General features: G+C 77.6%; 11 protein-coding genes. 4 read left to right on the top strand and 7 right to left on the bottom strand.

Going from position 1 to position 11,393, the window contains the following annotated elements; genetic code table 11:
• From WCS02_RS12310 to WCS02_RS12320, 3 genes are all read left to right on the top strand, one after another.
• Window positions 1–412 (top strand): hypothetical protein (locus tag WCS02_RS12310; RefSeq protein ID WP_340293585.1); only part of this gene is annotated, 412 nt, incomplete at its 5' end.
• Between the two features lie 305 nt (window positions 413–717).
• Window positions 718–1,056, top strand: coding sequence for a bifunctional 3-phenylpropionate/cinnamic acid dioxygenase ferredoxin subunit (locus WCS02_RS12315; protein ID WP_340293588.1), 339 nt, complete (start codon window positions 718–720; stop codon window positions 1,054–1,056).
• Window positions 1,057–1,063: 7 nt separating this feature from the next.
• Complete coding sequence (locus tag WCS02_RS12320; RefSeq protein WP_340293591.1) at window positions 1,064–2,443, top strand: NAD(P)/FAD-dependent oxidoreductase; 1,380 nt, start codon at window positions 1,064–1,066, stop codon at window positions 2,441–2,443.
• A 9-nt stretch (window positions 2,444–2,452) separates the two neighbouring features.
• Here the strand turns inward: WCS02_RS12320 and WCS02_RS12325 are convergent, their stop codons facing one another.
• From WCS02_RS12325 to WCS02_RS12340, 4 genes are all read right to left on the bottom strand, one after another.
• Entirely contained in the window at window positions 2,453–3,202 is a 750-nt protein-coding gene (locus WCS02_RS12325; RefSeq protein WP_340293594.1) for an FAD-binding oxidoreductase, read from the bottom strand.
• Window position 3,203: 1 nt separating this feature from the next.
• Window positions 3,204–3,809 carry a sulfite oxidase-like oxidoreductase gene (locus WCS02_RS12330; protein ID WP_340293597.1) on the bottom strand — a complete coding sequence of 202 codons (606 nt, stop codon included), beginning with the start codon at window positions 3,807–3,809 and terminating at the stop codon, window positions 3,204–3,206.
• Window positions 3,810–3,856: 47 nt separating this feature from the next.
• The gene (locus tag WCS02_RS12335; RefSeq protein ID WP_340293600.1) at window positions 3,857–6,052 is read right to left on the bottom strand and encodes an EAL domain-containing protein; all 2,196 of its coding nucleotides are present in this window, start codon (window positions 6,050–6,052) and stop codon (window positions 3,857–3,859) included.
• A gap of 96 nt (window positions 6,053–6,148) precedes the next feature.
• Window positions 6,149–6,790 (bottom strand): trimeric intracellular cation channel family protein, encoded by a 642-nt coding sequence (locus tag WCS02_RS12340; RefSeq protein ID WP_340293603.1) that lies wholly within the window; start codon window positions 6,788–6,790, stop codon window positions 6,149–6,151.
• A gap of 128 nt (window positions 6,791–6,918) precedes the next feature.
• On the opposite strand from WCS02_RS12340, the gene WCS02_RS12345 reads away from it, so the two are divergent.
• Complete coding sequence (locus tag WCS02_RS12345; RefSeq protein WP_340293605.1) at window positions 6,919–8,565, top strand: lysozyme family protein; 1,647 nt, start codon at window positions 6,919–6,921, stop codon at window positions 8,563–8,565.
• A gap of 196 nt (window positions 8,566–8,761) precedes the next feature.
• Here WCS02_RS12345 and WCS02_RS12350 read toward each other — a convergent pair whose 3' ends face one another.
• From WCS02_RS12350 to WCS02_RS12360, 3 genes are all read right to left on the bottom strand, one after another.
• Complete coding sequence (locus WCS02_RS12350; RefSeq protein WP_340293607.1) at window positions 8,762–9,199, bottom strand: OsmC family peroxiredoxin; 438 nt, start codon at window positions 9,197–9,199, stop codon at window positions 8,762–8,764.
• A 92-nt stretch (window positions 9,200–9,291) separates the two neighbouring features.
• Window positions 9,292–10,686, bottom strand: a complete 1,395-nt coding sequence (locus WCS02_RS12355) for a bifunctional adenosylcobinamide kinase/adenosylcobinamide-phosphate guanylyltransferase (RefSeq protein WP_340293609.1) — start codon at window positions 10,684–10,686, stop codon at window positions 9,292–9,294.
• A partial coding sequence (locus WCS02_RS12360; RefSeq protein WP_340293612.1) for a PH domain-containing protein occupies window positions 10,683–11,393 on the bottom strand: 711 nt, incomplete at its 5' end. The genes WCS02_RS12355 and WCS02_RS12360, both read right to left, overlap by 4 nt.

Below are 11,393 nucleotides of genomic sequence, written 5' to 3' on the forward strand. Positions count from 1 at the left end.
GGACCCCGCCGCGCCGGGCGGTCCCGCCGCGCCCGGTGACCCGGTCGACGGCGTGCCCGCGGCCCCGGTCGCTCCCGCGGCGCCGGTCGACCCCTCCGCGCCGGTCGCCCCTGCTGCGCCCCCGGCCGAGGACATGAGCGGCCACGACCATGGTCCGCTGCAGGTGTCGGTCCTGGTCGACGCCGATCGGCTCCACCTGGGCGCGCCCGTGACGGCCGGGGTGCCGGTCACCGTCTACAGCACCAGCCCGGACGCCGTGGAGCTGCGCGCCGACGACGGCAGCTTCGTCGCCACGGTGCCGTCCCGGACGTTCATCACCTTCCCCGCCCCGGACTGGCCCGGTGCCTACCGCTTCGGCGACCCCGACGACGTCAGGTACCGCGACGTCCTCCAGGTCCTGCCCGCCCCGTGACCCCGCCGGCAGCCGCGCCGGTCGACGATGACTGCGCGGCCGCCCGCACCGCCGCCACGGGGCCGCGCGGCGGTCGATGATGACTGCGCGGCCGCCCGCACCGCCGCCACGGGCGTCTGGGCGATCGATGACGACTGCGCGGACGCTCGCACCGCCGCCACGGGCGTCCGGGCGATCGACGATGACTGCGCGGACGCCCGTCCCGTGCCCGGGTGTGACGTTCCCGGGCCGGCCCCTCCCCGGACGGTGCGCCGGGCGGGCCCGTGGTGGGATGGCCTCTCAGCGAGGACGAGCCTGGAGGGCACGTGAGCGAGGGCATGCAGGTCTGCGGGGTCGACGAGATCCCCAGCGGCGAGGCGCGGCTGGTCGGTCGCGCGGTGGTCGGCACGGGCGACGACATCGCTGTGTTCAACGACGAGGGCAGCTTCCACGCCCTCGACGACACGTGCACGCACGCGCTGGCGTCGCTGTCGGAGGGTTGGGTGGAGGACGGCACGGTCGAGTGCCCGCTGCACGCGGCCCGGTTCTCCCTCACCACGGGCGAGGCGCTGTCGCTCCCCGCGACGAAGACCGCGCGCTGCCACCGTGTCGAGGTCCGGGACGGCCAGGTGTGGCTCTTCCCCGGCGAGGCCCCGCAGGCGTGACCCCCCGGTGATCACCACGGACGGCCGGGTCGTGGTCGTCGGTGGCGGGGTGGCCGGGCTCAGCGCCGCCGTCGAGCTCCGGCGCCTCGGCCACCGCGGGCCGCTCGTCCTGCTCGACCGGCTGGACGCGCTCCACGACCGGCCGCCGCTGAGCAAGGCGTTCCTGCGCGACGAGGTCGAGGTCGAGGACCTGTCGCCCTACCCCCACGAGCTGCTGCGAGACCAGGGCGTCGACGTCCGCACGGGCAGCGCCGCCGTCCGGCTCGACCCGGGTGACGACCAGGTGCCCGCCGCGGTGACGCTCGCGGACGGGACGGTCCTCACGGCCGATGCCGTCGTCCTCGCCGAGGGCGGCCGGGCGGCCCGGCCGCCGGTGCCGGGCGTGGAGCTGGCGCTGGCGCTGCGGACGCTCGACGACGCCCGGGCCCTGCGGCCGCACCTCCTGCCGGGCCGGCGGCTCGTCGTCCTCGGCGCGGGGCTGGTGGGTGCCGAGGTCGCGGCCACCGCGGTGGGGCTCGGCGTCGAGGTCACGCTCGTCGACCCCGACCCGCTGCCCGTGGCCGGGGCCGTCGGCGCGGACGTCGCCCGCGTGCTCGCCGCCGACCACGTCCGCTACGGCGTGCGCCTGGTGACCGCCGCCGCCGTCCGGCTGTCCGACGGCGCGCCCGCGGGCACGGCTGCGGCCTCGGGCGAAGATGCGTCCGAGGGCACGGCTGCGTCCGAGGGCACGGTGGCGTCCGAGGGCACGGCTGCAGCCGGGGCCGAGGACGGGCTCGCCGACGAGCGCGACGACCGGCGCCCGGTGCTGGTCGAGCTGTCCGACGGCTCGGCGCTCGAGGCGGACGTGGTGCTCGTCGCGACCGGTATGCGCCCCGTCGACGACCTCGCCACCGGCGCCGGGCTCGAGGTGGCGCCGGGCGGCGGCACCCTGGTCGACGGTGCGCAGCGGACCTCGGCGCCGCGGGTGCTCGCGGTCGGCGACGGTACCTGCCGACGGCGGCCGGACGGTGGCCCGGGGGCGCCGGCCGGCCACTGGGACGCCGCCCGACTGGACGGCCTGGCCGCCGCGGTCGTGCTGCTCGGCCAGGAGCCGCCCGCCCGCGGCGCGCCCTGGTTCTGGAGCGACCGGCACGGACGGCACGTCGAGGTGGTCGGCACCGTGGCCGTCGTCGAGGAGCCGGGGTCCCGGACCGTCGTCCGCGGGGAGCCCGGCCCCGGCCCGTTCGCGGTCCTCGCCTGGCGCGACGGCGTGCTCGCCGGGGCGGTCGCCGTCGACGACGCGCTCACCGCCCGGGCGGCCCGCCGGCTCGTGGACCGCGGTGTCCGCGTCGACCCGGACGCGCTCGCCGACCCCGCGACCGACCTGCGCCGCCTCGTCCGCGGCTGAGCCGGGCGGTCAGCCGCTCGGCCCGAACCGTTCCACGCGCACGTCGGCGGCAGGCACGCCGAGGTCGACGACCAGGCGGCTCGCGTGCTCGGCGAAGGCCGACGAGCCGCACACGAACACCTGCTGCCCGGTCCGCAGCAGCGGCTCCAGGTCGGCCGCGACAAGGCGGCCGGGCTCGCGACCGGCGGGCGAGCGCTCCTGCGACAGGGCCACCACCTGGCAGCCGCCCACGAGCTCGTCGGCGTAGGGCAGCCGCTCGAGCGTGCGGGCGGCGGCCACCAGGCAGACCCGGTCCGGGTGCCCGGTGCTGCCGGCGTGGCGGAGCATCGACACCAGCGGCACGACCCCGCTCCCGCCGCCCACCGCGAGCGCGGGGCGCACCCCGTCCCAGACGAACCAGCCCCCGACCGGGCCGCGGACCTCGAGCTCGTCGCCCACCTCGACGACGTCGCCCAGGTAGCCCGACACCTCGCCGTCGACGAGCCGCTCGACGTACAGCTCGACCAGGGGGTCCGCCGGGTCCGAGGCCACCGAGTACGAGCGGGACGCGGTGTACCCGTCGTCCGCGCGCAGCCGGACGACGACGTGCTGCCCCGGCAGCCGGGGGCCCATCCCGTCGACGGCGAGCCGCAGCACCACCGCCCCGCCGGCGTGGTGACGGACCTCCCGCACCACGCCGGTCGCCCAGCTGGTCGGCGCCGTGAGGCTCCCGGACCCGGCCGGCCCGGCCGGTCCCGCGGACGCGGACGTCCCCGTCACGTCAGTCGCCCTGGTAGCGCTGCTCGAGCCACGGGTCGCCGCGGTCGTGGTAGCCGTTGCGCTCCCAGAAGCCGGGCTCGTCGCGGTCGAGCACGGTCAGGCGCGTGACCCACTTCGCGCTCTTCCAGAAGTACAGGTGCGGGACGAGCAGGCGCACCGGGCCGCCGTGCTCGACCGGCAGCGGGCGCCCCTCGTGCTCCCACACCACCCACGCCCTGCCCCCCGTCAGGTCCGCGAGCGGGAGGTTGGTCGTGTAGCCGGTCGTCGACGTCGCCAGCACGAACGCCGCGCCCGGGCCGGGTCCCGCCGCCTCGAGCAGGACGTCGACGCTGACCCCGCGGAACGAGGTCCCGAGCTTGGACCACGTCGTCACGCAGTGGATGTCGCCGGACCACGTGGTCGTGGGCAGCGCCCGGAGCTCGTCCCAGGTCCAGCTGGCCAGCCGCCCGACCAGGCCGTCGACGGTCATCGTCCACCGCGAGAGGTCGACCGACGGCGTCACCTCCGCGGTGAGCACGGGCCAGCCGCTGCCGGTGTCGTGCTGACCGGGGGGCAGCCGCGGGTCCGCGCTGCGGCCCCGGCCGGTGAAGCCTCGTGTGCCTGCCACGCGGACACCCTGCACGACCCGGCCGCGGCAGGGCCAGGGGCGCGCGGTCAGACGGGCAGGACGGCGGCGCGCTCGATCCGCTCGAGCGCGTCGGACACCTCGTCGGCCAGGTAGCGGCAGGCCCGCACCTCGCGGTCCGACCACGACCGGGTCGCGCGGCTGTACACCTCGAGGAGCCCGTGGGGGCGGCCGTCGCTGAGCAGCGGCACCGCGAGCACCGACCGGAAGCCGACCTCGCGCAGCTGGCGCAGCTCGGCGGGGTCGCCGTCGGGGTCGTCGGCGCGCACCGCGAGGACGTGCCCGCCCGTCAGGCAGGCCGCCGTCGCCGGGTAGTCGGCGAGCACCCAGCGGTGCTGGTTCGTCGTCCACGCGGGCCGGTCGACCTGCACGAGCGCGTCGCCGTCCAGCAGGGACAGCGTGAGGTCGTCCGCCTGCAGCGCCGCCAGCGCCCGCTGCGCGGCCTGGGCGACGTCGAAGACGGTCGAGGCGCGGTCCAGGTGGGCCCGGAGCCGGTCCATGTCGCCGGGGGTGACGTCCCCGATCCCGCCGCAGGCCTCGGCGGCGGCCCTGCTCACCGGGGGCGAGCCGACCGCGGGCCTGCCGACGAACCAGCCCTGCCCCAGGTGGACGCCGAGCTCCACGAGCGCGCGGAGCTCCTCGACGCTCTCGATCCCCTCGGCGCAGAGCACCGAGCCGGTCTGGCGGCAGAACGAGACGAGCGCCTCGACCATCGCGCGCTTCTCGGGGTGCTCGTGCACGGCGTGCACGAGCTCCCGGTCGAGCTTGACGATCTCCGGTCGCAGCCGCACCAGCCGACGCAGGCCGTCGTAGCCGGCGCCGGTGTCGTCCATGGCGACCCGGGCCCCGCGGGCGCGCAGCCGCTCCAGCAGCCGCGACAGCTCCGTGAGGTCGAGCCGCGAGTCCTCGGTGACCTCCACGACGAGCCCGGACAGGTCGCCGGCCAGGGCCTCCTGCACGGTCGGGCTGCCCAGGACGGACGGGCTGACGTTGAGGGTGAGGTAGGTGCCGGTGGCGGGGTCGTGCTCGGCACGCGCCCGCGTGATCGCCCGGGCCTCGAGCGCCGGGGCGCTGCCGCCGGCGCGCGCCAGGGCGAACCACTCGCCGACCTCTCGGTGGCCGCGCCCGGGGAAGCGGGACAGCGCCTCGTGGCCGACGAGCACGCCCGAGGACAGCTGGCAGATGGGCTGGGTGACGACGAGCATCCCGTCGGGGTCGGCGAGGACCTCGTGGACCTCGGCGGCCGCCGTGCGCGGGTCGGACCGGGAGGTGCGCTCGTCGAAGGCCTGCACCCGGCCGCGGCCGTCGGCCTTGGCCCGGTACATGGCGAGGTCGGCCTCGTGGAGCAGGGTCTCCAGGGACACGGTGCCCGTGCCCACGGAGCTGCCGCCGCTGACGGTGGTGGTGACGGAGCGCCCGCACAGGACGAGCGCCCCGGACATGGCGTCGGCCATCCGCTGCAGCACGGCCTCGACCGTGGCCGGCCCGGCGTCGGGCAGGAGCACGCCGAACTCGTCCCCGCCCAGGCGCGCCACGACGTCCTCGGCCCGGGCGGCCGCCCGCAGCCGGGTCGCGGCGACGGTGAGCGCCTCGTCGCCGGAGCGGTGGCCGAGCTGGTCGTTGACGGCCTTGAGGTGGTCGAGGTCGAGCACCGCGACGCCCATCGGCTGCCCGGTCGCCTCGGCGGCCTCGGCCATGGCCCGGCCGCGCGTCATGAACAGGGCGCGGTTGGGCAGGCCGGTCAGCTCGTCGGTGTAGGCCATCCGGCGCAGGCCCTGCTCGAGCCGGCGCTCGGCGGTCCGGTCCCGGAAGCTCCAGACCCGGCCCACGACCCGGCCCTCGATCCGCTGGGGCTGCGTGTAGCGGGAGAACACCCGGCCGTCGGCCATCTCGACCTCGTCGGTGGCGACCGCCTCCGGGTCGGCATAGAGCTCGGCGACCCGGGCGCGGTAGCCCTGCGGGTCCGCGACCTGGCCGACGGCGTGGGCCAGCAGGACCCGGTCGAGGTCCTCGGTGCCGGCGGGGATGTGCCACATCCGCTCGAACGTCGAGTTCCGCCCGACGACGCGGCCGGCCAGGTCGACGACGAGGATGCCGTCGCCCGTGGACTCCAGGGTGGCGGCGAGCAGTGACAGCGACTCCGCCAGCGGGTCCGCGCGCGACAGCCGTCGCCGCAGCCCGTGACCGGCGCGCACGGGGCGCGCGGACGGCGGCTGGAACACCACGCCTGCCTCCCCTCCGTCCCTCTGTCGGGCCTGCTGGACGTTATCGGCACCGGGGTGCCGTGTCATGAGTACCCCCGACGGCCTGTCGTCACCGGCTCAGGCGGGCCTGGGCGGCCGCTCCGGCCAGGCCGGCGGCTGGGACGGGGTGCGACGCAGGTGCCAGCGCCGCATCCGCCCGAGCAGCCGGAGGGCGAACACGAGCACCGCGACCAGGACGCCGGCCACCGGGGTGAAGGCGTCGGCCTGCCACAGCAGCACGACGAGCACGCTGCCCGCCAGGCACGGCAGGGCGTAGATGTCGTCCTGGAGCACGACCGGCACCTGGCCGCTCAGCACGTCGCGGAGCACCCCGCCGCCGATGCCGGTGAGCAGGCCGAGGAACACCGCCGCCATGGGCGGTGCCCCGAGGGAGAGGGCGGTGACGGCGCCGTTGACGGTGAACAGGCCCAGGCCGCCCGCGTCGAGGACGAGCACCGCCCGCCGGAACCGCGCCAGCCCGAGGTCCTGGTAGAAGGCGACGACCCCGGCCCCGACCGCACAGCCCACCGCCCACGCGTCGCTGAGGTTCGCCGGCGGCACCGCCCCGAGCAGGACGTCGCGGATGGTGCCGCCGCCGAGGCCCGCCACGAGCGCGAGGACGACGGCGCCGAACAGGTCCATGCCGCGGCGGGCGGCCAGCAGCCCGCCCGACAGCGCGAAGACGGTCACGCCGAGGAGCTCGGCCACCTCGACGACCACCGGGACCCCTTCCGACGCGCGCCCGGACCGGTGCGGCCGGGCGGGCACATCGTCCCGTACCGGCTGCCCACGGCGGCGCCGTGGGCCTATCCTCGGGAGCACCAGCGGGCACCGGGGGGGACACCAGGATGGCGGCACGCACCAGGAGCCGGGGACGTCGGGCCGACGTCGCCCGCTCGAGGGCGGGCCGCACGCTCGTCGCCCTGCTCGGCGTCTCCTCCATCGCCCTCACGGCGGCGGCGGCGGAGCCCCTCGGACCGCGCGCGCGCACCTCCCCGGACACCGTCTTCGCCCTGGGGGAGGACGGGCTCGGCACCATCGACATGCTGCGGATGGCCGACGACGACGACGAGGCTGGCCCCGGGGACCGGGACGGGGTGCGAGGCGACGCGTCGCGCGGGGCCGGGTCACCGGGCAGCACGCGGCGCACGGTCGGCGAGGCGCCGGGCTCCCTGGGCCTCGGCCTGTCCGGCGGCCCGGTCGAGGTCCCCGTGCTCGGCGAGGAGTCCTTCGCCTCCGTCATCCCCGGCGGCATCGGTGCGGCCGGCATCCCCGCCCCCACCCTGCGGGCCTACCGTGCCGCCGCCGAGGTGCTGGGGCGCGAGGCGCCCGGCTGCGGCATCGACTGGGCGCTCCTGGCCGGCATCGGACGGGTCGAGGCCAACCACGGCCGCTTCGGCGGGGCCACCGTGAGCGACCAGGGCGTGTCCGTGCCGCGCATCCTCGGCCCCCGCCTGGACGGCTCGCTGGCCGGCACCCAGGTCATCCGCGACACCGACGGCGGGACGCTCGACGGCGACGCCGCCTACGACCGCGCGGTCGGGCCGATGCAGTTCCTGCCCGGCACGTGGGCCCGCTGGGGCAGCGACGGCGACCGTGACGGCACCGCGAACCCGCAGGACATCGACGACGCGGCGCTCGCCGCCGCCCGGTACCTGTGCGAGGGCCGCTCCGGGCTGTCCGACCCGGACGAGGCCGCCGTGGCCGTGCGCCGCTACAACAACTCCTCCTCCTACGTGCAGCTCGTGCTGAGCACCGCCGAGGGCTACCGCTCCGGCGTCGGGACCGGGGTCGGCACCGGCCGCCCCGCTGGTCTCGGCACCTCCGGCAACGACGGGCGCCCCGGCTTCGGGGACGGCTCGGACTGGTCGCCGTTCTCCGGCGAGGCCCCGCCCCCGGGCTGGAGCCTGCCGCCGGGCACCGTCGTCGGCGCCGGTCCGCTGACCCCGGGCCGCCCCACCGGCGGGACCGTGACCGGCCCGACCACGCCGGCGGGCACCCCGGTGCGCCCGGGGCCGACCGCCTCCCCGTCGCCGAGCCCCTCGACGGGCCCGACCGTGACGCCGCGGCCGACTCCTGGGCCCGGGACGCCGACGACCTCGCCGACCACCCCGACGACGACCCCGACCGCGCCGCCGGTCCCCACCGGTCGGCCGGTCCGGCCCACCAAGCCGGCCCCGTCGCCGACGGTCCCGCCGTCCACCACCCCCGTCCCGAGCGACGGGCCCTCGGTCCCGGTCGTCGACCCGACCTGCGAGCCCGTCCCGACCGTGCCCCCGGGCGGCAGCCCGACCACGGAGCCGCCGGCCACCCCCGGCGGCGAGGCCCTCGAGCCCTGCCTCCCGCCGTGCGCGACGCCGTCCCCGGCACCCGTGCCGTCCGAGGGGGCGACCCCCACGCCGGCGCCGAGCTGCACCCCGGTCGAGCCGGTCGAGCCCGGCGGGGGACCTGGCGACCAGTCCGCCCCGCAGCCCACGGTCGCTACGACGGGCTGAGCCGGACGACCGCTGAGCCCCGACAGGGGCTGGCGGGGCGTGGGCGTGGCTGAACGTGTGTCCAGGCTGGACAGGTGTCCAGTCAGCGCACCTACGGGCTGGCAGCGTCGCCGTCGGTGAGGCCGCCGTCGCTGGCAGCCTGCCGGACCCGGCGCCCCGCCCGCGGTCGGGCGGGGCGGCCGGTCGTGCGGACGGCTCAGCTGTCGAGCGCGGCGTCCAGGGTGATGGTCGTGCCCGAGAGGGCCTTGGTGACCGGGCAGGTGCGCTCGGCGGTCGCGGCGATCTCGGCGAACCGGTCGGCGTCCACGCCGGGTACCGTCGCCCGGATGGTGATGTCGATCCCGGTGATCCGGAACCCGCCGGCGGGGTCCTGGCCGAGGGTGACGGCCGCGCTGACGTCGATGGTCTCGGGCGTGAGGCCCTCGCCGGCGAGCGTGCCGGCCAGGTTCATCGCCAGGCACGAGGCGTGGGCGCCCGCGATGAGCTCCTCGGGGCTGGTCTGGCCGTCCGGGTCGCCCGAGCGGGTGGGCCAGGAGACGGGGTAGGGCCCCAGGTTGGAGCTCTCCAGCGTCAGCTGGCCGGAGCCCTCGGCGATGGTGCCGCTCCAGTGGACGGTGGCGTCGCGCGTGGCCATTGGTTCTCCCTCTGTCGGTCGGTGCTCGGGCCGCCGGGCGGCGGTCCTCGGTCGCCAACCGTGCTCCGCCGGCAGGTGTTCCGCGACCGGTCCTAGCCGCGCAGTCGCTGGACGGTGCCCGCCACGACCCAGTCGACCCGCTCGCTGGCGGCGGCCACCGCGGCGTTGAGCCGGCCGAGCTCGTCCCGGAACAGCCGGCCGGACCAGGTGGCCGGCACCACCCCGGAGCCCACCTCGTTGCTCACCGCGACCACCGGCCGGCGGGCGTCGCGCCAGGCGGCGAGCAGGCGGTCCACCTCGGCCCGGTAGGCGTGCTCGGCCTCGCCCGCCCAGCGCTCCTGCTCCCAGGCACCCGCCCGGTCGAGCGCGGCGGTGCACCACAGCGACAGGCAGTCCAGGAGCAGCGGCGGGCCCGGCGTCGTGAGCAGCCGGACCGTCTCGTCGGTGCCGGAGCTCTCGACGGTGCTCCACCCGGCGGGCCGCCGGCCGCGGTGCAGGGCCACGCGGCGCTGCCACTCCTCGTCCGCGGGCCCCCGGGTCCCCGCCGTGGCGAGGTACACGACGTCCCCGCGGTCGGCGAGCAGCCGTTCCGCGTGGGTGCTCTTGCCGGAGCGGGCGCCGCCCAGGACCAGGGTGCGGCGCGGCAGCGGGTCCACGGCGGGCCCCCCGGGACCCGCGCCGACGGTCAGCGCAACCCCGTCCCGGTGCACCTCGGCCCCCCACGCGGCCAGCCGCGCGGCCAGCTCCGGCGTCGGCGGGTTGTGGTGCGACAGGTGCGTGGCGACGACGCGGGTCGACGCCGTGACCGCCCCGACCGACCGCAGCCGGTCGAGCTCGCGCGGGAAGGTCGTCAGGTCCAGGTGGCCGGTGCCGTGGTCGTGCAGGTCGCCGAAGGTCTCCTCGAGCAGCACCACGTCGTAGGCCCGGCCCGCCACGCGCTCGAGCGCCGCCTCCGGCAGGGGCCCGGTGTCAGTCGCGTACAGCAGCCGCGACCCGTCGGGGCAGGTGACGTCCCACAGCACGACCGGGGTCTCGTGGGCCCCCGGGACCGCACGGCACCGGTACCCCGCGACCTCCGTGCCCTCGTCGGGGGCGCCGGAGCCGTCGGGCTCCACCGCGACGAGGCGGACCGGGTCGTCCGGGCCGGTCCAGTCGGCGAACGGGGCCACCGCGTCGGCCGGCCCCATGACGACCAGCGGCTCGCGGCGCCCGGCCCACGACCGCCACAGCACCGGGGCGGGGCTGGTGTGGTCGGGGTGGGAGTGGGTGAGCAGCAGCACCTGCACCCCGGCCAGGTCCGTCCCCGCGCGCAGCGCCGCCCGCGGCGCCTCGGGACCGCAGTCGAGCAGGAGCACCCCGTCCAGCAGGGCGGCGCTCTGCCCCCGGACCTCGCCGCGGGCCCGGGCGCCCAGGCAGGACGCGCAGCGGCAGAACGGGTTGGGCCAGCCGTCGGCGGACCCGGTGCCGAGCAGGAGGAGCTCGCTCACCTGCCGGGGCCGCCGCCGGAGCCGTACGGCGCCCTCGCGAAGACCTGGCGGCCGATGAGGGCGTCGACGTTCTCGGGGTCCCGCACGTAGCTGATGACGCGCAGCGCCTGGTCGGCCCCGGCCGACTCCAGCACGAACCGGCCGTAGTTGAACGGACGCCCCCAGAACGGCCGCTGGAACGCCATGTCGGTCACCTTCGTGAGCGGCATCATGTCCCGCTGCACGTCGAGCAGGCCGTGGAGCCGGATGAGGCGCCGGTCGGTGACGACGAAGTAGTCGTTGGACCACTGCAGCCACGCCCACAGCGCGCGCAGGGCCAGCACCACCCAGACCACCATGAGGGCGTTGCGGGCGATGTCGAGCGCGCCCAGGTAGGGGCTCACCCCCGCGATGCCGAGGAGCACGAACAGCGAGCTGAGCACCGGCTCGGCGAGCACCACCGGGTGCCGGGTCTGCGCGACGAGGATGTGCTCGCCCGGCACGAGCGAGCGGCCGAGCTTGCGGCGCACCGCGGACAGCGGCCCGGGCTCCGGGCCCCGCAGCGGCTGCACCGACTCCGGCGTGACGTCGTCGTCGAAGGTGTCGCGCAGGTCGGGGTCGACGTCCGGCGGCGGCCCGCCCGCCAGGACGGCGTCGACGGGGACCGTGGCACCCGGCGGCGGGGGAGGGCCCGGGCGCGGTGCGCGGGCGGCAGCCCCACCGGCGCC

It is taken from the genome of Aquipuribacter hungaricus (assembly GCF_037860755.1).
GTDB lineage: Bacteria > Actinomycetota > Actinomycetes > Actinomycetales > JBBAYJ01 > Aquipuribacter > Aquipuribacter hungaricus.

What these genes read in the sequence shown, in the direction of transcription:
- WCS02_RS12345 (WP_340293605.1), top strand. Translation starts at nt 6,919, where the DNA reads ATGGCGGCACGCACCAGGAGCCGGGGACGTCGGGCCGACGTCGCCCGC.
- WCS02_RS12350 (WP_340293607.1), bottom strand. Translation starts at nt 9,199, where the DNA reads ATGGCCACGCGCGACGCCACCGTCCACTGGAGCGGCACCATCGCCGAG.